Below are 22,048 nucleotides of genomic sequence, written 5' to 3'. Positions count from 1 at the left end.
CATACGGGTGGAGACTGCCCCGGAGGTGTCCCTTGGCCAGAGACCGCTCGTCGGAGATCCGCTGGGAAGAGTGGAGCAGCGAGGCGTTCGACCGCGCGCGCCGGGAGGGCAAGCCGGTCCTGTTGACCATCGGCGCGCCGTGGTGCCACTGGTGCCACGTCCTCGACCGCACGTCGTACTCCGACCCCGACGTCATCGCCCTCATCAACGATCGCTTCGTGCCCGTGCGCGTCCACGCCGACCGCCGCCCCGACCTGCAGGACAGGTACCTGATGGGCGGGTGGCCGACGACGGCCGTCCTGACCCCGGACGCCCGAATCCTGACCGGCTCGACATACATGCCCCCGGAGCAGATGCTCCGGGTCCTCCGGCAGGCCGACCAGGTGTACCGGGAGGACCGGGAGACCGTGACCATGCGAGTCGCCCGGATGACCGAGGAGGCTGAGGTCGAGCGCAGGCGCCTGGAACACCCCGGCGAGACGCTCGACGCCCGGGCGCTCGACGCGCTCGACGCGGTCCTACGGCGGGAGTTCGACTGGGCGAACGGCGGGTTCGGCACGGAGCCTAAGTTCCCGTTCCCGGACGCGGTGCGCCTCGCCTTCCTCCTGTACCGCCGGAGCGGCGACGAGCACATGCTGGAGATCGCCCGTACCACCCTCGACGGGATGGCCGGCCTGATGGACCCGGTCTGGGGCGGGATGTACCGCTACTCCGTGGACCCTCACTGGCGGCATCCGCACTACGAGAAGATGCTCTACACCCAGGCCGGCGCGCTGGAGAACTACGTGGAGGCCTACCAGGTCACCGGCGAAGAGAAGTACCTCGAGATCGCGCTCGGCATCCGGCGCTACGTGGAGCGCTTCCTCTCGGACCGGGAGCGCGGCGGGTTCTACGGCAGCCAGGACGCCGACGCGGGCAGCCACGAGCCCGAGGCCGACCTCGTCACCGGCGAGGAGTATTTCGCGAAGGGCGAGGACGAGCGCCTGGCGATCGGCGTCCCTTACGTTGACCGGGCGGTATACGCCGGCTGGAACTCCATGATGTGCTCCGCGTACTTCCGGCTCTGCGGCGCCGCCGACGACGCGGACGCGGGCGGCTTCGCGGCCGAGACCGTCGAACGCCTCCTGCGCGAGAACCTGCGGGACGGGCTGGTCTACCACTACAACGACGGCGAGCCGCGCCTGCCCGGCCTGCTCGCGAACCAGGCGCACTTCGCCCGGGCGCTCATTGACGGCTTCCAGACGACCGGCAGGCGGGAATATCTGGAGCATGCAGTGCGGATCGCGCGGGTGATGCTGGAGGAGATGCAGGACCGGGAGCGCGGCGGGTTCTACTACCAGCATCCGGGTTCCGCGGAGACTCTCGGCGGCTACCGGCCCCACAAGCCGTTCGAGGAGAACGCCTGCTCCGCCCGCATGCTGATCGAACTGAGCTACCTGGCCGGCGACGCATCGTACCGGGAAGCGGCCGGCCGCGCGCTCGAGGCGGTCTCGTACCCGCGCATGGTCGAGAGCATCATCGGCGCGGGATACGGCCTCGCGCTGGACCTGTATCTCGCGGCGCCGATGCAGATCGTCGTCGTGGGCAGGCGGGGCGACACGGAGACGGGCCGGATGCTCAGGGCGGGACTGCGCGCCTACGAGCCGAAGAAGATCATCCGCATCCTCGACCCGGACGAGGACCCGCTGCGGATCGGCGAGGCCGAGTATCCCTCGCGGGCGGAGCCGGTCGCCTACGTCTCGCAGCCGGGCGCGCCGACTCGTCCCGTCGCCGGGAGCGAAGAACTCGCGGCGGCCCTGAAGGACCTCCCGCCGGTCTGAGGCGGGCCGCTCCTCCCTCGCGACCCCGGCGGATTCAGAAAGAGCTAGTCCGCCTGTAACCCGCCTGTCAGACACCTCCGGTAGACTGTTCGCGGGATCAGGACCGAACCGCGGTTGCGGCGCACTTGTTTGCTTTTCCGTCTCGATGGGAAAAAACATCTTGACAATCCTGCAGAATCCCTGTAGATTAGAGGGGAGGGGCAAACTTAAGTTTGCATAGCGGGAGGGACCGCGATGATGTGTGCGAGACTGAGGTACACGCGGACAGGAGTTCACGGAGGGCGCAGGAGGCGCAGGATCCATCAGATCGAGCGCACCCTGCTCCTCGCCGCATGCAGCGCCGTGCTTTTGGCCGTATGCGCGTGGACGAGCAGACTCTCGACCCCAGACACGCCGCTGATGAACGCGGAGATCACCGTCGCGCGCGGAGACACCCTGTGGGGCATCGCGCAGAAGTACGGCGACCCCGAGAGGTACATCCTGGCCCGGGTGGAAGGCCTGGCAAAGGCGAACGGACTGCCGAGGGACGCCTGCCTGCGCGAGGGCCAGACGCTCCTCGTACCGCTGAGCGGCAGGAGCGCGGAACTTCCCCGAGGAGCAACCTATGCTAAGAACCAGGGTCGGCAGTAGGCCGTTGAGCATCCAGGTCTCAGCCTGGAGGCCGGATTCGGGTCCCGGCGGGATCGGCGTAGTCGCGCCGGCGGTCGGCCCCGGCCAGTCGAGCCGGGTCTACGAGCAGGTTCACGGCTCCCGTGAGGAGCTGACGTACCGGGCGGTCCTCAGGTCGCTGGAACTCGCCGAGGAGATCGGCGCGCGCCGCGTGCGCATACTCTGCCCGGATGAGAGCGTCACCCGTCAGATCAACCGGGAGGAGCCGGTGCCGCAGGGAGGCAGGCTTCCACTGCTGTACATCAGGGTCAAGGCGATGATGTACACCTTCGAGCGCGCCGAGGTCGCCGCCGTACCCGAAGGGCGGGTCCGCGCCGCCCAGAGACTCGCGCAGGCCGCGAGCAGGATACCTCCGAGGATCAAGCGCCCGGAGCCCCAGACCCTCCTTCCGATGGACCTCACCCCCGCCGCGTGAGGCCCGGACCACGCGCCGGATGTGCTATAATCGGGCAACTACACTTTCGAGGTGGCCCGACTTGAAACCGACTCTCGACCCCCACGTCTTCTTTCGGCGCGAGTACGAAAGCGCCGCTCCCGCACTCCCGTTCGACGCCGCGACGCCCGAGGAAGCGTCCGCATGGGCGAAGAAGGCCCGCGCGCGCCTCCGCCGGCTTATCGGATCCCCGGGGAAGCCCGGCGGCCCGGTGCAGTCGCGCGTCGTCGAGGAGCGGAAGTTCCCCGGCTACTCGCGGACGAAGCTCGAGCTGGAGACCCAGCCCGGGCTGCTCGCGCCCGCGTACTACCTCCTGCCGGACGAGCGGCCGGCGAGGGGCCCGGCGGTGCTGGCGGTCCCGGGGCACGGCAAGTCGGTGGAGGACCTGATAGGCGGCGTCGGGGGCGAGGGTGACCCGCTCGACTACGCGCTGCAGTGCTGCAGGGCGGGCCTGCCGACGCTGGCGATGGAGCAGCTCGCGTTCGGGTCGAGGCGCCACGAGGAGGCGATTCGGGCGAACCCGGACGGCGGCACGTACTGCATCGTCCCGGCGGGCGCGGCGCTGATGCTCGGACGGACGATGATCAGCTACCGCGTGCTCGACGCGCGGCGGGCGCTCGACTGGCTCTCCGCGCGGCCGGAGGTTGACCCGGGCCGCCTGGGCATGACGGGCATCTCGGGCGGCGGGCAGATCACGTTCTTCACCACGGCGATGGACACGCGCATCAGGGCGTGCCTCGTGAGCGGGTACTTCAACACGTTCCGCGACTCGGTCTACTCCATCTACCACTGCACGGACAACTTCGTGCCGGGAATCCTCCGATGGTACGAGATGCCGGACATGGTCGGGATGATCGCCCCGAGATACGCCTTCTTCGAGCAGGGAGACAGGGACCCGATCTTCCCGGCGGCGGGCTTCAGGCAGGCGGTCGCGAAGGCGCGCGAGGTCTACGCGGCGTGGGGCGTGCCGAAGCGGATGGACGCGCAGGTCTTTCACGGCGAGCACGAGTGGAACGGCGGGAAGGGCATTCCGTGGCTGGTGAAGTCTCTGAGCGGTTCGGGGTGAGGGGAATCGGGTCGGGGTCAGTCTCGGATCGGCCGCGGGGTGATCAGGTAGACGCAGCGCCTGTCTCCCGAGGGGACGTGCTCGGTGCGCGAGACGTCCGCGTCGAGGATGCGCTCGAACATCGCCATCTCCTCGGCGCACACCTGCGGGAAGACGTCCACCACCCGGCTCAGGACGCAGTTGTACATGTGCAGCTCGTATCCGTCCCCGACCGGGACGCACTCGGCCATCGCGTCGTCCTCGGTCAGAAGCTCGGCGAGGCGCGCCACCTTCTCCCCCAGGTTCTTCCCGGCGAGCTTCGAGCGGTACTCGGCCTCAAGCTTGGCGGCCCTGAGGTGGAATATCTGGCTGATCCGTTCTTCGCCGTCCAACTCGGCGATCTGGTTGAGGATGGAGGTTGCGAGGTCTTCGTACTGCTTGGGGAAGAGTTCGTCGGCGACGGGGGAGAGGACATAGACTGCTACGGGGCGGCCGACCGGCCTCCTGGTGACGTGCTGCTCGACGAGATCGGCGGCCTGGAGGTGGGTCAACTGGTGACGCACGGCCACGGACGTCATGCCGAGGCACTCGGCGAGTTCGGTCGCCGTCAACTCGCCTCTCTTTTTTAACGTGTTCAAGATATCTCTGCGTGTAGCAGTGAGGTGACGCGGCATCATGTCTACCTGGTTGGACAGTCGTACCACGTTGGTATACCCCCAACAGAGCTTCTGTGAAACCTGTATTAGCGCCCGCTCTCGGATTTCTGCTTCTATTTTGGCCTGAGCGATTCCTCCCCAAGGCGCGAGATTTCGGGTATACTGGTTGCGGACGGACAGCATATCACCCCCGACGCGCCGGAGAAGAGCCATGATAGACCTTGTCAGCGACACCGTTACCGAGCCGAGTCCCGAGATGCGAAAGGCGATCGCGGAGGCCCCCGTCGGCGACTCCCAGAGGGCGGAGGACCCGACCGTGAACGAGCTTCAGGCGGAGTGCTCTCAGCTTCTGGGGAAGGAGGCCGCGCTCTTCGTCGTATCCGCCACGATGGCGAACCAGATCGCGTACAAGGTCCACACCCGCCCGGGCGACGAGATCATCATGGACCGCTGGTCGCACCCGATACACTACGAAGGCGCGGGACCGGCGGTGCTCTCCAGCGTGATGATCCACCCGCTCGACGGCGACCGGGGCGTCTTCGGGGCGGAGGACGTTCTCGGCGCGATCCGGCCCGACGATCCCCACGCGCCCCGCACGCGGCTAGTCTCCGTCGAGCACACGCACAACCTCGGCGGCGGGAAGGTCTGGCCTCTGGAGACGCTCGAGGCCGTGTCGGAAGCGGCGCGGGGCAACGGCCTTGCGGTGCACATGGACGGTTCGCGGCTGATGAACGCGGTGGTCGCGGCCGGCATCCCCGCGAGGCAGTACGCCTCGGCGGCCGATTCGGTGACGGTCTGCTTCACGAAGGGGCTCGGGGCGCCGGTAGGGGCGGTCCTGGCTGGCGAGAAGGGTTTCATGAAGGACGCGCGCCGGTACCAGCAGTCGTTCGGCGGGGCGATGCGCCAGGCGGGGATCATCGCGGCGGGGGCGCTCTACGGTCTGCGGCACAACGTCGAGCGGCTCGCGGAGGACCACGCGAACGCGAAGCTCCTCGCGGAGCGCCTGGCGGGCATCGAGGGCGTGATCCTCGATCCGAGCGACGTGGAGACGAACATCGTCTTCTTCGGCATACGCGGCGCGGCGGCCCCGGAGTTCGTCGAGCGGTTGAAGGCGCGCGGCGTCAGGATGGGCGCGTACAAGGGCGGGCGGGTCCGCGCGGTGACTCACCTCGGCGTGACGCGGGAAGACGTCATCGCGGCGGCGGACGCGGTTGGGGAAGTGATCGGCGGCCGGTGAGTGATTAGTGATGGGTGATGGGTGATGAGTGATGAGTGGCCGGCATCCGGGAGAGTGATGGGCCCTGAATCGAGTTCAGGGTGACGAGTCGCGGTTCACAGCGACTGGTGCAGGTGGACAGTGGAGGATGCAATGCCTAAGAGATGCCTGATCTCCGTTCTTGCGATCCTGATCCTTGCGGCCTCCGCCGGGGCGCAGACGCTCGCGCTCGACAAGTGCCTCGACGACCTGGCGAAAAAGCAGGCCCTCGGCCCGGTGGTCGCGGTGATGCGCGGGCCGGTGGAAGGGACCGCCGATCTCTCTTCGCTCGAGGGCCTGGCAAGGACCTTCGGCCTCGAGCTGTTCGATCAGGACGGCATCCGCGTCCTCGGCCCGGCGGAGGTCCTGCGCCTGTACGACGTGTCCCCGTTCGTCCCGAAGGAGCCGCCGAAACCGACGAGGCAGGCGCGGGACGAGTTCCTCCGCAGTCTCACCGACGAGCAGATGAAGGCGATCGGCTCGTCGCGCGGCCTCCACTTCGCCGACCTCACCGCGGACCAGCAGGCGCTGTTGAGGCGGATGTTCTCTACCAGGGCCGCGCTGATGATTCCGGCGGGCGAGGTCCCGGTGGACGAGAACTCCGTGACGACGACGTACAACGAGGTCTACCTGCAGGGAGTCCCGCCCGACGGTCTGACAATCACCGGCGAGATCACCTATCTCCACACCCTGCTCAGCGACGGAGAGGGCCGGTACGACTGCGGTTTGGCGACGGAGCAGCCGCCGCCCGACGACAGCTCCGAGCTGAGGCTGCAGGTGGAGCCGGAGCCGGAAACCGATGCGGGAGAACTGCCCAGGCCTTCGGGGCCGAACGAGCTGAAGGAATCGCACCTGGACTACGATCGGCCGGAACTGCGGAAGGACGCGGCGTTCGAGCGCCGCACGACGCTCAGGGACGTCGTCGCCGCCGCGGCGAGGGAGAGCGGGCTTCCGCTCCTCGCCGGGCCGGGGTCCGAGCAGGTCGGGCTCTATATCGGCGCGCCTTCGGAGACGATCGGGCAGGTGCTGAAGGCGGTCTCCCGCGCGACCGGCGGGACGTGGCGGAAGGTCGGCGGCTCTTACCTCTTCGCGCTCGACGTGATCGGCCTCGGGTCGTTCGATCAGATGCTGAGGGATTACTACGATTTCGTCGGCCCCCAATCTGACGCCGGGCGGACGTTCGACGCCGATCTGGCGGCGAGGATTCTGATCGGGCTGCCGGTCGCGCCCGGCACGGGGTTCTCCCTGAACGCGCAGCAGATCGGCGGCATAGTCGGGCGCCTGGCGATGAATCCCGCCGAGGCGGACAGCAGCGTTTCCTGGGAGGCGCTCACCGAGGAGCAGAAGTCGGTCGTGCTGAAGGCGTGCGAAGATCCCGAGCGCCCTTCCTGGGTACCGCAGAGCATCGAGCCGCTGGTGTCGGCGCGGTTGGTCTTCCACTTCCCGGCGGTGGGGAATGCGAGCGTCGGTGCGTCGCCCGCGAGGTACGAGTGGGAGTGGTCCCCGCTCGAACCGGACGCCCCGTGGACCCCGCCCGAGTTTCAGGCGCGCTCCTGGCCGAAGGGCTCGAAGATTCCGATGCCCGCCGGCGTCCGGGGGATACTGCGCGAGGTATCGAAGTCCGACACGCCAGCCGGGGTGGCGGCGGAGGCGTCCGGGCACGGACTGAATACACTGCTCATCCGGGTGTTCGCGGACGGGTACACGATCTTCCCGAGCAGGCAGTTCCCCCCGCTGCCGGGCATGAAGGCGGACGACTTCCTGAGGAACACGATCGCGGCCGCCCACGCGAAGGGCGTCCGGGTAGTCGGGGTGATAGACGTCCTGCGGTGGTCGGACGGCTCGAAGAACCACTGGTTGTACAAGGCCCCGGAGCTGCTCGACCGCGAGATCGCCGGACGCTCGAACACCGAGTGGCAGGCGCAGAGGCCGGCATACTCAACGGTTCGGATAGAGGAGCGAATGGCTTACGGCGACGCCTTCGACGGCGACTTCGTCAGCCCGTTCCAGCCGGTCGTCCGGGAGAAGCTCTCCGCGCTCGTCGAGGAGCTTGCGGACTACGACCTCGACGGGATCGCCTTCGATCACGCGGCGGTCGTCGTCGAGGACCCGTATGAGGACGAGGTGCTGCTCGTCCGTCCGGGGCAGATGGGTTTCAACGACGCCGCGCGGGCGGCCTTCGCGCAGGGGGTGCTGGTGGACCCCGCGGACATGGTGGGCCCCAACTTCGGCCTCGGGACGACCGATTTCCAGACGCCCCTCCGGCCGCTGATGGCGGGCGCCGGCGGGTTCCTCGAGACGTGGGAGCAGTTTTACCGGACGGCCTGCTACACGCTGACGGGCGACCTCGCCGCCGTGTTCCGCAAGGTGAAGCCGGGCCTGCCGGTCTGGTGGCTCGACACGTACCTGGACGGCGATCCCGGCGCGGCGGCGTTGACCGGCGCGGACAGGGTCGTCCGCTGGGCCGATCGCTCCGCCGTCCACTACCCGGGCGCGGGCATTGACCTGGTGCGCATAACCGACGCGCTCGACCTGCTGTATGCGGCGAGTTGCATGGCGGCGCTTCAGAGGGCGTCGTTCCCCGGAATGCTCGGCCTGGACGAGATCGGCCCGCCGCCCGAGGAGCCGATCGGGGACATCATCCTCGACTTCGCCTGCAGTGAGGCGCGCAAGAGAGAGTTCCTGAAGCTCCTCGAGATCCCCCGCCCTTCCAAAACCCGGTAGTATTGCCGGCTCTGCGCCGCGCCAGATCTGCCGATAATCAAGATTGGTAATACACGACCAGCGACCGATAAGGGCAAACCCGCCGAAAGACGGGGACGCAAAGCCGCAGGGTCTAAATCCCGAAGCACCGGGACAAGACGGCCAGGTTGCCGAAGTCCGCTGCGCGGGAGGCCAATCGCCTCCCGACTGCAGGCCTTCAGCGCGCCTGGTCTTCTGTCGTTCTCAGGGAAGGCTTCAAGGTTTCAGGGATGGCTCTTGCGGATGCCGAGCTTCAACAGCCGGCGAACAATCGGTTCGACGTGACCGTCATAGGCGGCGACGCGGTGTTCCTCGTTGACCGCCGAAACGGGCACAAGCTGTACGTGGGCTGCGAGAAACGCCTCACGCCCATGGAGCGGCGGCGCTACATCGCGTCCCTCGGCAACGACATCCGCATCCTCTCGGTAGGCGACTTCTTCGCGAAGTACGGGCTGACAGGCTAGGAAGAGGGGCCGGCCTTCGGGCCGAGGGGGTTCTGCTTCCCGCGCCCTTCGATACACTCTCCGCTTCGCTTCGAGCACTCAGGGCTCACGGTGATAGGCGACCAGTCACCCGATCGAGACCCGCTAGTCCTGAGTGCGCGCTCCGGCGCGTGTATCGAAGGACGGCCTCGTTCAAGCCTTGCGGACGCCTCATCCGTGTGCTAGAATATGGCGTCTCTCCGCATGCCTTCAACGAGGGGGTCCGGAAGCTCATGAGAAGATCGGCAACCGTCGTCCTGATCGCCGTGTGCGGCGCGGCCGTGCTGCTCATCGTCGCCGCCGGGAACTCGCAGCCGCCTGACAAGGTCGGGCTCTCGACTCCCGTGCAGGTCGCCGGCGGGTTCGCCGCGCTGATCGCCCTCACCGTCTTCGCCGCCGCCATCGCGGAATACCTGATCCACGGGCGGAAGGGCTTCCTATCCGCCGCCGCGGGGTTTTTCGCCGCCGGCCTGTTCGACGCCTGGTCCGCCGCGTTCCCGGCCTCGGATCCCGGCGGCGCCGGGGCTATCTGGTACGCGGGCAGGCTGACTCTCGCGGTCATGCTGATCCACGGCGCTCTCTCGGCGCGCTCGACCACCCCCAGGCAGTCAATCCAATCGCGCACGGCGATCTATCTCACAGGGGTCGTCCTCTGGGCCGCCGTCGTCATCTTCTCGGTCTCGGAGTTCCCAGTCGTGAGCATCGCGCCGGGGAGCGCGCTCGAGCTGAGCCTGGCGATCGCGTCGGCCGTCCTCTTCGCCTTCGCGTGGTTCGTCTATTCCAGGCCGGGGATCCAGCGGAACAGCACCCTGATCGCCTGGATCAGCTACGGCCTCGTGTTCGCCGCGTTCGGCCAGCTCGCCGCGGTCTTCTCGGCGACGTCGAAGAGCGCCGCGCAGGGCGAACTGCTCTTCGCGCTGGCGAACCTGATGAAACTGCTCGGGTACCTGACGCCGGTCGCGGGCCTCGTTGCGGAGCACGCGCGCCTCAGGGGGTGCATCCAGGGCCAGTCGGCCGAGCTGGGAGCGATAGCCGACCTCCAGCGCCTGATCGTCTCGACGACCAGCCCGGGAAGGCTCTACCAGCAGGTGGTCCACCTGATCGCCGGTTTCCTGAAGCTCGACGCCGTCTGCCTGATGCCCTACGACCGCACGCGCAACCTGATACAGGTCGCCGCATGCGCCGGGCTCGACGAGGACGTCCGCGACAGCCTCGTCTTCCGCACCGGGGACGGCCCGGTCGGCGAGGCCGCAAGCTCCCTCGAGACCAGGATCGTCGCCGACGCGGCGGCGAACGAGAGCCTCTCCGTGAAGCTCGGGGCCGCCGCCGCCGGGCGCTCCGCGGTCTGCATCCCGCTGGTGGTCTCCACGGAGTACGGCGACTCGGTCGTCGGCATCCTGATGGCGCTGTACAGGCGGGTCCCCCCGGCCGGCCAGAAGGACCGCCTCCGCATGCTGAAGCTGTTCGCCGCCCAGGCGGCGCTCGCCGTCGAGCGAGTCCAGAAGGGCAGCCGGATCAACGAATCGCTCTCCGAGCGCGATGCCCGCATCCATCAGCTCGACATCGTGAGGGAGATCGGCCAGGCGATCACCTCGGAACTGACGCTCGACTCGCTGGTGGACCGGCTCGGCGTCGAGTTGAGCCGGGCGCTCGCCGCGCAGACCTGCTCCGTGCTGATCTTCGACAAGGACAGCGAGAAGATGAAGATCCTCGGGCTGAACCGCCCGTCGAGGGAGCACTCCGCGGCGGAGCACTTCGACGCCTGCGACGCCACCGCGATAGAGGTCGCCGAGACCGGGCGGCTGAAGGTGCTGAACGACGTGCCGAACAGCGCGCACTGCAAGTATCCCGTCCTCATCGGCAAGGACGACGGAGTGCACCACCTGCTCTCCGTGCCGATGTCCCTCCGCGGCCGGACGGTCGGCGCGATCAACGTCTTTCGCAGCGCGGACGGGGCGCCCTGGACCGAGGCGGAGGCGCGCCTGCTGGAGATGCTGAGCAAGTTCGTGGCGGCGGGGGTCCGGAACGCCCAGGTCTACGAGCGCGAGCGGAGCATCGCCTCGTCCCTGCAGGAGAGCCTGATGGCCGGGCTCGACCGTGAGTTCCCCGGGATCGAAGTCTCCGCGTGCTACCGGCCCGCCTGGCAGGAGGCGGCCGTCGGGGGCGACTTCTTCGACGTGATCGAGCTGGGCGACGGCCGGTACGCCCTGGCGATCGGCGACGTCTCGGGCAAGGGGCTCGACGCGGCCGCTTACATGGGCATGGCGAAGCACATGATCAAGGCGTACTCGGACGACGACCCGGACCCCGTCGCCGTGGTGACTAGGCTGAACAGCGCCCTCTGCGCTCACACGCCGACCGGCCGGTTCATCACGCTGGTCTACGGGGTGGCGGACGTGAACGCCGGGGAGTTCCGCTACGTCAACGCGGGGCACGAGCTTCCGTTCCACTACCGCGCCGATGAGGGCAAGCTGGTCTGCCTCGACTCGACGGGGGTTGCCGCAGGCGCGCTTCAGGAGGCCGAATACTCCGCCGAGACGGTCCCGTTCAAGAAGGGCGACGTGCTCGTGCTCTACACGGACGGCGCGACCGACGCGCGCGGCGAGGAGGGCTTCCTGAACACAGAGGGCCTGCAGGAAATGGTGGAGCGGCACGTCAGGCTGGGGAGCCGCAACCTGCCCGAGGCCCTGTACGAGGACATCCGCAGGTACGCGGGCGACCGCCTCAACGACGACGTCGCGATCCTCTCCGTCAAGTCCGTCGTCCCGACCCCGGGGCAGCTCTTCTAGGCGGTCCAGGTTCGAGGTTCAAGGCGGTCTCGTGCCGTGGTAGGCCGTCCTTCGATACACGCGCCGGAGCGCGCACTCAGGACTAGCGGGTTTTCCTCCGGCCGCCTATCACCGTGAGTCCTGAGTGCTCGGAGCGGAGCGGAGAGTGTATCGAAGGGCGGCCTCTTTGGACTGCGGCGGCTCGACGCCCGGGGACACGCCGTGTCGAGGCACCGCCCGGAGAAGCGATGTCAAGCCATCGCATCCACCGGATATCTGAGGCCTGATGCGGATACCGGCACTGGTACTATTGCGGGTTCTTGGGTCACTGGGGCGCAGAATCCTTGACAGACCGGCAAGCTGGTGATAACCTCGTAAAGAAGCATCCGACGTTCCGGTCGTACGGCGCCACGGTTGCGGCTCAGGGACGGCAGAAGCAAGTGCGACACCAATATATTAGGAGGTTAACATGAAGAGCAGCCTGCCGGTAACACTTGTTCTGGTCGCGCTCGGCCTGGCCGCATGCATCACCGCGTCCGCCGACTGGCAGATCAGCACCATCGAGGCCAACGCGGGCAACTGGTCGTCAATCGCCGTCAACGGCAGGGGCAACCCGTGCGTGGCCTACCTCGCCCCGGGCTCCGTAACGCCGATGGCGGTATTTGCCGAATGGGACGGCTCCGCCTGGCAGAGGGCCGAAGTCGGGGCCAGCGAATACGGCTCCGGCGGAACGTCCAGGTCACTGGTACTCGACAGCCAGGGCAACCCGTGCGTGGCATATTACAGCCCATTCGGGTCTTGGCTCGATGCCATGTACTCGAAGCGCGTCGGTGGGGTCTGGCAGACCAGCAGGGTGGACCAGGTCGGCACCACGGGGATCAAGCCGTCGCTGGCCTTGAACCCGAGCGGCGTCCCGTACATATCCTATGCCGCGAGTGGCAGCAGGCTGATGGTCTACATGGCCTATTTGAGCGGCGCCGCCTGGACGATCGTACCGGTGGAGACCGCGTCCGGAACGTCCGACCTCAGTTCGATCGCGGTGGATTCCGGCGGTACGCCCCATGTCGTCTACCGGAACAGCGAGAAAGTCTGGTATGGCAGATGGAACGGCACCGGCTGGGACAAGTCTGAGGTAGGGAGCGGCCACCCGTTCGGTCAGGCAATATGCCTCGGGCCCGGCGGGAATCCCAACATCGCCTACTGGGACTACTGGGCGAACGCGCTGAAATTCGCGCGGAGGAACGGCAGTTCCTGGGACGTGGAGACGGTCGAGAGCATCGGCAGTCTGGGCGGCTACTGCAACATGGCGCTCGACAAGTCGGGCAGGCCCCACATCAGCTATCAGGACTACACGAAGGGTCAGCTCAAGCATGCGGCGTGGAACGGCAGCTCGTGGGTCATCAGCGTTGTGGATACCGGGGCGAACGTCGGCGAGACGAACTCGATCGCGCTTGACGCGGACGGAAACCCGCACATATCTTACTGGCACAAGGAGACGCTCACCCTGAAGTACGCGCGGTGGGAGCCGATCCCCGAGCCGTCGAGCCTCCTCGCGCTGAGCGGTGGACTGGCGGCGCTGGCGGGGATGATCCGGAGGCGGCGCGTGTATCGAAGGGCGTTCTGGCCGGCACGCCCCTGACGTCATGCTGAGCTTGACTCAGCATCCAGGGAAGGGATGGATCCTGAATCGAGTTCAGGATGACGCCGGTATTACATACGACAGACACCGTCAGCCCTGAGTGCTCGGAGCGAAGCGGAGAGTGTATCGAAGGGCGTGGGCGGCAGAACCCCCTCGGCCCGGAGGCCGGTCCCCCTTGACAAGGGGGACAGCGCGGCTGACTGACGATCACCGCTCACCCCGGGAAGTTGCGGACGAGGTAATCGTGGGCTGAGAGCAGGGCCTTCGCCCCGTCGCCCGCGGCGATGACGATCTGCTTCTCCGGCACGCTGGTGACGTCGCCCGCGGCGAACAGGCCCGGGATGTTCGTGGCGCAGGCGCAGTCTATCTCGATCTCGTTCCACTTGTTCAGCTTGAGTGCCGGCGGCAGGAAACCGACGTTCGGGAGCGAGCCGATCTCCACGAAGACGCCGGTGACGGGCAGGACCGACTCCTCGTCGGTGTCGAGGTTGCGGATTCTGATGCCCGTCACGAACTTGTCGCCGAGGATCTCGACGATGCGGGTGCGGAGCATGATCGTCCCGTTCGGCCGGGCGCGGACGCGGTCCTGGAGGGACTCATCCGCGGTGAGGTGGTCGAGCATCTCGACGATCGTCACCTGCCTGGCGTACTTGAAGAGCTGGATCGCGGCGTCGAGGCCGGCGTTGCCGGTGCCGACCACGGCGACGTCCTCCCCGGCGAAGAGCGGGGCGTCGCAGGTGGCGCAGTAGGTCACCCCCCGGCCCTTGAACTCCTCCTCGCCGGCCGCGCCGAGCGGGCGGGACGACCTGCCCGAGGCGACGATGACCGCGCGCGCCTCGTAGGACTCCCCGGACTCGGTCTCGACCGCGAAGGCCCTGCCGTCCACCCTCAGGCTTCGGACGGCCGCCTCGACGACGCGCATCCCGAGGTCTTTCACGTGCGACTCGAACTTCTCGACGAGGTCCATGCCGGAGATCAGCCGGTAGCCGAGGTAGTTCTCGACTTCCGACGCCCACACGGCCTGGCCGCCGATCTGCGGAGAGAGGGCGACGGCGTCCATCTTCTTGCGCGCCGCGTAGATGGCGGCGGTCATTCCGGCGGGGCCTCCGCCTATGATGATCAGGTCGTGCACGGCTGTTTCCACCTCCGCTGAGTTTTACCCATCCCGCGGGCGGCGTAAGCGTCGGATCGAGGCATCAGTGTTTCGTGGTCTGGCGGAAGGCGATGCTGAGCCGCCAGACGGAGTCCCACTCGCTCAGGCTGTAGGCGGAGCGGATCAGGTTGGTGGCCTGCCAGTTGAGCCTCAGGTAGAACCCGGGGGCCATCTGATAGGAGAACCCGATGTCGGAGTCGAGCTTGGTCGAGTCGGCTTCCCCGACCGGCTGGAGCAGCATGGTGTCCGCGGTCAGCGTGAGCTTGTCGCTGAGCGGCCTGCTGCCTCGGAGCGCCGCCACCAGGGCCGGCCGGAACCCGTCGTCGTCATCCCGCACGCGCAGAAGGCCGAGACCGAGGTCTCCCCTCATGTTGGCGTCGAGCCGCCTGCCGACCCCGTAAGATGCGAACTCGTAGCCGGAGTCATTCGGCGAGGAGGAGTAATAGGACCTGTCCCTGGTGCTGACGACGGCGGTGAGCACGCTGAAATCCCTCTCGCTCAGCGCGCGCTCCAGCCGGGAGTCGAGTTTCGTGGTTGATACCGTGTAGTAGCGCGTGGCCTTGGTCTGGGTGCGGCTGTGCGATCCCTTGACGTACCAGGTGCGGCCGTCCTTCTTCTCCTCCATGGCGAGCCTCGCGTATATGTTGTCGGCGTCCTGCGAAGTGAAGCCGCTCACCTGCGCGTCGAGCGTGCGCGTCACCGCGGGGGCCTTCGGCTTCGGGGCGGCTTTCGGCGCGGCTTGTTCGGCGGCGGATACACGGGAGACGGCGGCCAGGGACAAGAGAGCAAGCAGAACGACGACGGCGTGATTGCGGGTCAATAGATCAACCTCCGGGCATTGTTGGACACATGTGTGTTCGCCGCGGGCCGGGCGAAAACCTGCGGCGCGGGAAGTGACCGGTGCCCGGCAGCCGGTATTCAGGATCCATCCCGTGCTGGATGCCGGATCAAGTCCGGCATGACGGCGGGTTGGGCATCGTGTCCGCCCCTCGTCCCTCGGCCCTGCCCTAGAGCTTCGCCCAGGCCTCGTTGAGCACCCGCTTCGCCCCGGCGACCACGATGTCCGAGTCCTCGCCCGCGAGCGGCTTGACCTCGAAGCTGACGATCGGCATCTTCGAGGGGAGCTTCTTCTTGAAGTAGCCGGTGTCCATGAGGGCCTTCAGGAACAGGACGACCTCGTCCACGTCGTTCTCGCCGTCCGCGCAGCCGAACGCGGGGTGCTGGTCGCCGTATGCCGCGCTTGACTTGTCGGCCAGGACCGCGTTGCCGATGTGCGCGTGCACGAGGTGAGGCGCGGCGGTGGAAACCATCTGCTCGATGGACTCGTTGAGCATTGGCTGGTGGCTCAGATCCACCGTGAGGCCGAAGTTCGGGCACTCGGAGGTGACCTGCTTCGCAAGTTCGACGGCCTCGGCGGTCGGGCCGACGAGGCAGCTCTTGTCTATGTCGTAGTCGAAGGTCTCGAGCGAGACGACGAGGTCGCCCTTCGATCTGGCGTAGCTGCAGATCTGCCTGAGGGAGTCGGCGAGCCGCTCGTAGGCGGCCTGCTTGTCCCCGTCGGCGGGGTACGGGCCGCTCAGGACGGCGAGGATGCACGCGCCGATCTCATACGCCTGGTCAACGGAGTTCCTGCACTGCGCGACGGCCTGCGCGCGGGCGGACGCATCGGCGGCGTTGATGTCGAGCTTCTGGGTGAGGAGAGGCGGCTGTCCGGCGAAGACGACGTCCACGTGGGCGGTCCGGAGCATCTTCGCGGCTTCGGCGCGGACGGCGTCGTCCTTGATCCAGGTGACCTCGACGGCGCCGAAGTAGTCGTCGGTCAGGATCCTCGAGAGCGTCTCGAGGACGGGGCCCTCGCCCTTGATGACCTGCGGATATGCCATGGGGTGAATCAGCCCCGCGTGAAAATACTTTGCGATAGGTTCCTGCATCTCTGATACCTCCTGGGAATGGTACCAGATTATACCGCCGGATGGGCCCTGAATCAAGTTCGGGGCGGCGGGCGGGGGGAGTGGGCGGCGGCAACTGTAGCGGCCGTGTCTCCGTGCCGGCAAGGCCGCCCTTCGATACACTCTCCGCTTCGCTCCGAGCACTCAGGGCTGTCGGTATCCACCATTCGTCAAACTGGCACAAGACCCGCTAGTCCTGAGTGCGCGCTCCCGCGCGTGTATCGAAGGACGGCCGCGCGCTACTCCTCGAAGACCATCTTCTGGACTTCGACGCCCTCGATGGCGTTCAGCTTCGCCTCGCACTGGGCTATCTGTCCCTCGTCGCCGTACATCTCGAGCAGGATCAGCCCGGCGGACGAGCAGACCCCGTCGGCGACGTCGTGAAGGCCGACGCGCGTGCGGATGTTGCAGCCGCACTTGCTCAGGACGGACTGAAACTCCACGGCCTCCTTCATCCTGTTCGAAAGATGGACTCCAAGTACTATTCGCTTGCTCATGTCATTCCTCCATCGGATGTTGCAGAACCAGGCTGTCAACCAGGCCATTATACATCATCCTGACCTGCGGGCAGGACCCCGCCCCAAAGTTTCTCGAAAATTTCACGCTACGTTCATTCATTTTGGCCGTTTTCGCGCCCTTCATATATGAGAGAGAAAATTTCGGCCGTCTGCCGGGAGAGGGGCGAGTACGAGTACGATTGCGAGTACGATTACGAGTACGATTACGAGTAGGAGCAGGAGCATGAGGGAAGGTTGGATCAGGGAGAGAATCCTCGGGAGGTTCGAGCGGAAGGCGCCCGAGATGCGGGAGATCGCGGCGGCGAGGTCGGGCCTTGCGAGCGGCGCGTTCCGGCTGGCGGCATACTCGCCGGACGACCTGGTGAGCCGCAAGGGGTTCGCGGTCTACGACGAGATGCAGAACGACGCGCAGGTGCGCTCGTGCCTGAACACCAAGAAGTTCGCGGTTCTGTCGAAGGGATGGAGCGTCCGTCCGGCATCCGACTCTCCGGAGGACGTCCGGGTCGCCCGGTTCGTCGAGTTCTGCCTGAACGACATGAAGGGCTCGGTAGCGGACATGCTCTTCAAGGTGCTCGACGCGATCGCGAAGGGGTTCTCGGTCTGCGAGATCAACTACAGGCGGATCGAGGGCGGCCCGTTCGGCGGGATGATCGGCCTCGCGAGCGTGAAATCGAAGGACCCGGCGGAGTTCGGGTTCGAGATGGACGAGTTCCTGAACGTGCGGGGGCTGACGCATCTGGCTTCGGGGGCCGGAGTACAACTCCGGCCCCAACACTGTGGAGAGCCCCAGAATCTTGGAGGGTCCCAACACTGTGAAGACTCTGGGGCTGGAGTACAACTCGGGCCGCAACATTGTGGAAAGCCCCAACATCTTGGAGGGTCCCAACATAATAGAGACGTTGGGGCTGGAGTTGCACTCCAGCCCCGCCTGCTCCCCGCGGAGAAGTTCATCGTCTACACGCACATGCCGGTCTACGAGCTTCCGCACGGGCAGTCGGACCTCCGCGCGGCGTACAAGCACTGGTGGAGCAAAGAGGTGATCCTGAAGTTCTGGAACCTCTACCTGGAGAAGTTCGGGATGCCGACCGCGAAGGGCACGTACCGCCGGGGCGTCTCGAAGGACCAGCAGGACGAGCTGCTCCGGGTGCTCGACAAGATCCAGCAGGAGACCGCGCTGGTGGTGCCGGAGGACGTGACGATAGAACTGCTGGAGGCTCAGAGGAGCGGCGATGCGGGGTACGTCGCGGCGATCGAGTTTCACAACAAGCAGATCGCCAAGGCGATCCTCGGCCAGACGCTGACGAGCGACGAAGGCTCGCGGGTCGGGTCGCTCGCGCTGGCGAGGGTGCACATGGACGTGCTGAGGTTCTACCTGGAGCGGCTAGAGCGCGACCTGGAGGAGACGGTGATGCGGGAACAGCTCGTGCGGCGGCTGGTGGAGTTCAACTTCGGCCGGGCCGAATGCCCGCGGTTCGCGCTCGGCAGCCTCGAGGAGAGGGACCTCGGCCTGCTCGGCGGGGTGATCGGGAAGCTGATCGAGGGGAAGGTGGTCGCGCCGGACGAGCCGTGGATCAGGGAGCATCTGGGGATTCCGGCAGCGTGACAGAGGAAAACTCGAAGCACGAAGCACGAAGCACGAAACAAACTACAAATAGTGAGAAAGGGAAATCCCTGAAGGACATCCCTGTTCGCCGTTTTGCTCCTTTCCGTCATTTGGCATTGTTTCGAATTTCGTGCTTCGAATTTCGAATTTGCATCACCGAGAGGAGGGAGACCGATGATTCACTTCGATTTCGAGTGTACGCCTGAGGAGATGCCGGTGGAGAAGTCCGCGCGGATCTTCGAGGCGGGGGAGTATCCCGACAAGGGGATCACGGTGACCGAGGCCGACCTCGACGCGATCGTCGAGGGCTTCGCGGAGTGCCCGGTGAAGGTCGAGCATGCCGACAGCCCGCTCGACCCGCTCGGGACCGTGAAGCGGATCTGGCGCAAGGGAAAGGAGCTGTTCGCCACCCTGGCATTCCCGCAGGACCTGGCGAGCTTCCTGGAGCGGCGGGGGATCAGGCGGCTGAGCGTCGGCCTGCTGAGGGAGCCGCTGAGGCTGGCGGAGGTGTCGCTGGTGCTCAGCCCGAGGGTGGCGGGCGCGGCGATGTTTCGGGACGCGGAACGCAACCGCCGATACACGCAAATGGACGCGGATCAAACCGGACCGGATTTCGATTCCATCTGCGTTCATCGGCGTTCATCTGCGGATGAGTCGGAGGATGGAGAGGAGGTGAAGATGATGAGCGAAGACGAGAAGGATCGGCGAATCGAGGAGTTGAAGTTCGCGCTCCGGTCGAAGGTCGTTGAGGCGCGGCTGGAGCTGCTGAGGTCGCAGGGGAAGATCGTGCCCGCGTCGGAGCCGTTCGCGCGGGACCTGCTGATGCAGGGCGAGCAGGTAGTGAAGTTCGCGGATCGCGAGGCGACGGTGGGCGAGGTGTTCCTGAACTTCATCGAGGCCCAGCCGAAGGTGATCGAGTTCGGGGAACTCACTCCCGGCAGCACCGGCATGGCGGCGCGGATACTGTTGAGCGTGGAGGAGGAGGACGTGCTCTCGAAGCTCGGGGTCAGCCGGGAGCAGGTGGAGAAGTATGCGTAGGGCGCACGTCCGACGCGTCCGACCAGTCAGACCCGATGAAAGATGAGGTGAATCATGACAGCAACAACCACAGACAGAGACACCAGGCGCAGTGACGGCAAGCTGAAGGCGATGAAGATGTCGAACGTCAAGATCCCGAAGGGGGTGCTGGCGTGCATCAACACGAGCGGGCACGTCACCAACGGCGCGGACACGGCGAGCTTCCTCTTCGCCGGGGTCAGCTACGAGACGGCGGACAACTCCGCGGGATCGGCCGGCGCGAGGGAGATCCGCATCGAGAAGACAGGCGAACATACGTTCGCATACAACGGCGGCGACGCGGCCCAGGCGGTCGTCGGCAAGGAGGTCTACATCGTGGACAACCAGACGGTTGACGACGACGCGGGCGCGACGACCAACGACGTCAAGTGCGGGGTGATCGCGGAGATCGTGAGCGCGAGCCAGGTGCGCGTCAGGATAGACGGTTACGCGCGTTAGGAGAGAACGCTGAGAGCACGGAGGGGAAACGGAATACGCGGAACACCATCGGGAAGTCGGGAAGGGGCAGAAGACGACACCCTCCTCGGTTTCTGATGAGAGGCCTCTCCGTGTCCTCCGCTCTTCTCCGCGCTTCCGTGTTCTCTGCATTCAAGAAAGGAGACACAAATGCCAATCGTGAAGTCGGACATTCCCAACATGCTGGAGGCGGGGCTGCGCGCGGTCTTCTTCGACGCATACGAGTCCGCGGTCGGCGACTGGGAGCGCATCGCGACCGTCGTGCCGTCCGGGCAGGACACCGAGAAGTACGCCTGGCTCGGCTCCGTGCCGAAGATGCGCGAGTTCAAGGACGAGCGAGCGCCCACGAGCCTGCTCGAGCACAGCTATTCGATCGTCAACAAGACCTGGGAGTCCTCGATCTCCGTGGACCGCGCGGCGCTTGAGGACGACCAGTACGGCCAGATCAAGCTCCGGGTCCAGAGCCTCGCCGACGAGGCGCGGCGGCATCAGGACGAGCTGGTGTTCGGCCTGCTGAAGGACGGGTTCGCGAGCCTCGCCTACGACGGCCAGTACTTCTTCGACACCGATCACGCCGAGGGCGACTCCGGCACGCAGTCGAACAAGGGCACGACCGCCCTCTCCGCCACCTCGCTGCAGACCGCGATCACGAGCATGTCGAAGTTCAAGGACGACAAGGGGCGGATCATGGGCGTCGTGCCTGACACGCTGGTGGTTCCGCCCGACCTCAGGTGGACCGCGATGGAACTGCTCGAGTCGTGGCTCGCGCCGGACACGGCCGCGAACAAGACCGACAACCGCAGGAACGTGCTGCGCAACTCGCTCGACCTGGTCGTGAGCCCGTATCTCAGCGACGCGAACGACTGGTTCCTGCTCTGCACGAGGCGGGTCATCAAGCCGGTGATCTTCCAGTCGAGGGTGCCGGTTGAGTTCGCCGCGCTGGAGGGCAACTCCGAGAACGGGTTCATGCGCGACCAGTACGTCTACGGCGTGCGCGCCCGGTACAACGTCGGCTACGGGCTCTGGCAGCTCGCGTACGGCAGCGCGGTGGCTTAGGGAGACGCGGGGAGGAGAGACGCGGAGAGGACGGAGGAGGGACGTCATGCCGAACTTGATTCGGCATCCATGGATCCTGAATCAAGTTCAGGATGACGGTCACCAATCACTGGTTACCGGTCACTGGTTACTGGCCACTGGTCACGCGGAGAAGGAGGGTCGGGCTATGTTGACGGCGGCGAACAAGACCACGAGGCAGGCTCAGGAGGTGCTCTGCACCGCTCAGGGCGGCCTGATGACGGCTCAGGAGGAGTGCCGGTGCCACAGGGTCACGGAGACCGGGACGGTGGAGACCGGCGCGTGCAGGCTGGCGGGCGTGCTGCTGGTCTCCGGTATGGAGGCCGCGACCGTGACGGTGGAGTGCGACTCGGACCCGGTGGTGAAGCTGAGGGCTGCCTCGGGCTGGGCGCAGTCGGTGATGCTGCCGATGCCGCTCGGATGCCCTGCGGACCTGGCGGTCACGCTGACGGGGAACGGGGCCGAGGCCTACCTGTACGTGGCGGATGCGGTGTGAGCCGATGGTGGAGGTCGTCCTTCGATACACGCGCCGGAGCGCGCACTCAGGACCGGCGGTTTCGGTTACCGGTCACTGGTTACTGACTACTGGTTGCCGGCTGCCCACTCCGTGAGCCCTGAGTGCTCGGAGCGAAGCGGAGAGTGTATCGAAGGGCGGCCGGCCGGCACTGGGGCGCGGCCGCTACTGGAGGTTGTCGAGTACGAGCACGAG

At 66.6% G+C, this 22,048-nt stretch carries 19 protein-coding genes and 1 riboswitch; of the genes, 14 read left to right on the top strand and 5 right to left on the bottom strand.

Going from position 1 to position 22,048, the window contains the following annotated elements:
* Positions 1-32: 32 nt before the first annotated feature.
* From KBC96_08675 to KBC96_08660, 4 genes are all read left to right on the top strand, one after another.
* Complete coding sequence (locus KBC96_08675) at positions 33-1,820, top strand: thioredoxin domain-containing protein (GenBank protein MBP6964466.1); 1,788 nt, start codon at positions 33-35, stop codon at positions 1,818-1,820.
* Positions 1,821-2,054: 234 nt separating this feature from the next.
* A complete protein-coding gene (locus tag KBC96_08670) occupies positions 2,055-2,450 on the top strand; it encodes a LysM peptidoglycan-binding domain-containing protein (GenBank protein MBP6964465.1) in 396 nt (131 codons plus the stop codon).
* Positions 2,425-2,904: a reverse transcriptase-like protein gene (locus tag KBC96_08665; protein ID MBP6964464.1), complete on the top strand. Its 480-nt coding sequence runs from the start codon at positions 2,425-2,427 to the stop codon at positions 2,902-2,904. The genes KBC96_08670 and KBC96_08665 overlap by 26 nt, the downstream gene beginning before the upstream one ends.
* 61 nt (positions 2,905-2,965) lie before the next feature.
* Positions 2,966-3,988 (top strand): acetylxylan esterase, encoded by a 1,023-nt coding sequence (locus tag KBC96_08660; protein MBP6964463.1) that lies wholly within the window; start codon positions 2,966-2,968, stop codon positions 3,986-3,988.
* Positions 3,989-4,005: 17 nt separating this feature from the next.
* Here KBC96_08660 and KBC96_08655 read toward each other — a convergent pair whose 3' ends face one another.
* Positions 4,006-4,605, bottom strand: a complete 600-nt coding sequence (locus KBC96_08655) for an ArsR family transcriptional regulator (protein MBP6964462.1) — start codon at positions 4,603-4,605, stop codon at positions 4,006-4,008.
* Between the two features lie 229 nt (positions 4,606-4,834).
* On the opposite strand from KBC96_08655, the gene KBC96_08650 reads away from it, so the two are divergent.
* The 5 genes from KBC96_08650 to KBC96_08630 all read left to right on the top strand — a co-directional run bounded on the left by KBC96_08650 (position 4,835) and on the right by KBC96_08630 (position 13,509).
* On the top strand, positions 4,835-5,860 hold the full coding sequence (locus KBC96_08650; GenBank protein ID MBP6964461.1) for an aminotransferase class I/II-fold pyridoxal phosphate-dependent enzyme: 1,026 nt from the start codon (positions 4,835-4,837) through the stop codon (positions 5,858-5,860).
* 132 nt (positions 5,861-5,992) lie between these two features.
* Positions 5,993-8,602, top strand: coding sequence for a hypothetical protein (locus tag KBC96_08645; protein ID MBP6964460.1), 2,610 nt, complete (start codon positions 5,993-5,995; stop codon positions 8,600-8,602).
* A 62-nt stretch (positions 8,603-8,664) separates the two neighbouring features.
* A riboswitch (cyclic di-GMP riboswitch) is annotated at positions 8,665-8,756 on the top strand.
* Positions 8,749-9,084: a hypothetical protein gene (locus KBC96_08640; GenBank protein ID MBP6964459.1), complete on the top strand. Its 336-nt coding sequence runs from the start codon at positions 8,749-8,751 to the stop codon at positions 9,082-9,084. Its footprint overlaps the riboswitch before it by 8 nt.
* 251 nt (positions 9,085-9,335) lie before the next feature.
* A complete protein-coding gene (locus tag KBC96_08635) occupies positions 9,336-11,891 on the top strand; it encodes a SpoIIE family protein phosphatase (protein MBP6964458.1) in 2,556 nt (851 codons plus the stop codon).
* Between the two features lie 448 nt (positions 11,892-12,339).
* Positions 12,340-13,509 (top strand): PEP-CTERM sorting domain-containing protein, encoded by a 1,170-nt coding sequence (locus KBC96_08630; protein MBP6964457.1) that lies wholly within the window; start codon positions 12,340-12,342, stop codon positions 13,507-13,509.
* Between the two features lie 214 nt (positions 13,510-13,723).
* Here the strand turns inward: KBC96_08630 and KBC96_08625 are convergent, their stop codons facing one another.
* The 4 genes from KBC96_08625 to KBC96_08610 all read right to left on the bottom strand — a co-directional run bounded on the left by KBC96_08625 (position 13,724) and on the right by KBC96_08610 (position 17,108).
* Complete coding sequence (locus KBC96_08625; protein ID MBP6964456.1) at positions 13,724-14,641, bottom strand: FAD-dependent oxidoreductase; 918 nt, start codon at positions 14,639-14,641, stop codon at positions 13,724-13,726.
* A gap of 64 nt (positions 14,642-14,705) precedes the next feature.
* Positions 14,706-15,482 (bottom strand): hypothetical protein, encoded by a 777-nt coding sequence (locus KBC96_08620; protein ID MBP6964455.1) that lies wholly within the window; start codon positions 15,480-15,482, stop codon positions 14,706-14,708.
* A 187-nt stretch (positions 15,483-15,669) separates the two neighbouring features.
* Positions 15,670-16,593 carry a sugar phosphate isomerase/epimerase gene (locus KBC96_08615; GenBank protein MBP6964454.1) on the bottom strand — a complete coding sequence of 308 codons (924 nt, stop codon included), beginning with the start codon at positions 16,591-16,593 and terminating at the stop codon, positions 15,670-15,672.
* Positions 16,594-16,850: 257 nt separating this feature from the next.
* A complete protein-coding gene (locus tag KBC96_08610; GenBank protein MBP6964453.1) occupies positions 16,851-17,108 on the bottom strand; it encodes a hypothetical protein in 258 nt (85 codons plus the stop codon).
* A gap of 244 nt (positions 17,109-17,352) precedes the next feature.
* Here KBC96_08610 and KBC96_08605 point away from each other — a divergent pair, with 244 nt between their 5' ends.
* The 5 genes from KBC96_08605 (at position 17,353) to KBC96_08585 (ending at position 21,835) form a co-directional block, all read left to right on the top strand.
* On the top strand, positions 17,353-18,732 hold the full coding sequence (locus tag KBC96_08605) for a DUF935 family protein (protein MBP6964452.1): 1,380 nt from the start codon (positions 17,353-17,355) through the stop codon (positions 18,730-18,732).
* Between the two features lie 174 nt (positions 18,733-18,906).
* On the top strand, positions 18,907-19,770 hold the full coding sequence (locus KBC96_08600) for a hypothetical protein (GenBank protein ID MBP6964451.1): 864 nt from the start codon (positions 18,907-18,909) through the stop codon (positions 19,768-19,770).
* 54 nt (positions 19,771-19,824) lie between these two features.
* On the top strand, positions 19,825-20,247 hold the full coding sequence (locus KBC96_08595; GenBank protein ID MBP6964450.1) for a hypothetical protein: 423 nt from the start codon (positions 19,825-19,827) through the stop codon (positions 20,245-20,247).
* 168 nt (positions 20,248-20,415) lie between these two features.
* Positions 20,416-21,321 carry a Mu-like prophage major head subunit gpT family protein gene (locus KBC96_08590; GenBank protein ID MBP6964449.1) on the top strand — a complete coding sequence of 302 codons (906 nt, stop codon included), beginning with the start codon at positions 20,416-20,418 and terminating at the stop codon, positions 21,319-21,321.
* A gap of 166 nt (positions 21,322-21,487) precedes the next feature.
* The gene (locus KBC96_08585; GenBank protein MBP6964448.1) at positions 21,488-21,835 is read left to right on the top strand and encodes a hypothetical protein; all 348 of its coding nucleotides are present in this window, start codon (positions 21,488-21,490) and stop codon (positions 21,833-21,835) included.
* The last annotated feature ends 213 nt before the right edge of the window (positions 21,836-22,048 follow it).

The organism is Armatimonadota bacterium (assembly GCA_017993055.1).
Taxonomy (GTDB): Bacteria; Armatimonadota; UBA5829; order DTJY01; family DTJY01; genus JAGONM01.
The sequence above is the reverse complement of the archived record's forward strand: the minus strand, read 5'-3'. Positions and strand labels throughout refer to the sequence as shown.

Excerpts from the sequence above, each read along its gene's own strand:
- KBC96_08670 (MBP6964465.1), top strand. The coding sequence starts at position 2,055 with ATGATGTGTGCGAGACTGAGGTACACGCGGACAGGAGTTCACGGAGGG.
- KBC96_08665 (MBP6964464.1), top strand. The coding sequence starts at position 2,425 with ATGCTAAGAACCAGGGTCGGCAGTAGGCCGTTGAGCATCCAGGTCTCA.
- KBC96_08650 (MBP6964461.1), top strand. The coding sequence starts at position 4,835 with ATGATAGACCTTGTCAGCGACACCGTTACCGAGCCGAGTCCCGAGATG.
- KBC96_08645 (MBP6964460.1), top strand. The coding sequence starts at position 5,993 with ATGCCTAAGAGATGCCTGATCTCCGTTCTTGCGATCCTGATCCTTGCG.
- KBC96_08635 (MBP6964458.1), top strand. The coding sequence starts at position 9,336 with ATGAGAAGATCGGCAACCGTCGTCCTGATCGCCGTGTGCGGCGCGGCC.
- KBC96_08630 (MBP6964457.1), top strand. The coding sequence starts at position 12,340 with ATGAAGAGCAGCCTGCCGGTAACACTTGTTCTGGTCGCGCTCGGCCTG.
- KBC96_08615 (MBP6964454.1), bottom strand. The coding sequence starts at position 16,593 with ATGCAGGAACCTATCGCAAAGTATTTTCACGCGGGGCTGATTCACCCC.
- KBC96_08610 (MBP6964453.1), bottom strand. The coding sequence starts at position 17,108 with ATGAGCAAGCGAATAGTACTTGGAGTCCATCTTTCGAACAGGATGAAG.
- KBC96_08605 (MBP6964452.1), top strand. The coding sequence starts at position 17,353 with ATGAGGGAAGGTTGGATCAGGGAGAGAATCCTCGGGAGGTTCGAGCGG.
- KBC96_08600 (MBP6964451.1), top strand. The coding sequence starts at position 18,907 with ATGATTCACTTCGATTTCGAGTGTACGCCTGAGGAGATGCCGGTGGAG.
- KBC96_08595 (MBP6964450.1), top strand. The coding sequence starts at position 19,825 with ATGACAGCAACAACCACAGACAGAGACACCAGGCGCAGTGACGGCAAG.
- KBC96_08590 (MBP6964449.1), top strand. The coding sequence starts at position 20,416 with ATGCCAATCGTGAAGTCGGACATTCCCAACATGCTGGAGGCGGGGCTG.
- KBC96_08585 (MBP6964448.1), top strand. The coding sequence starts at position 21,488 with ATGTTGACGGCGGCGAACAAGACCACGAGGCAGGCTCAGGAGGTGCTC.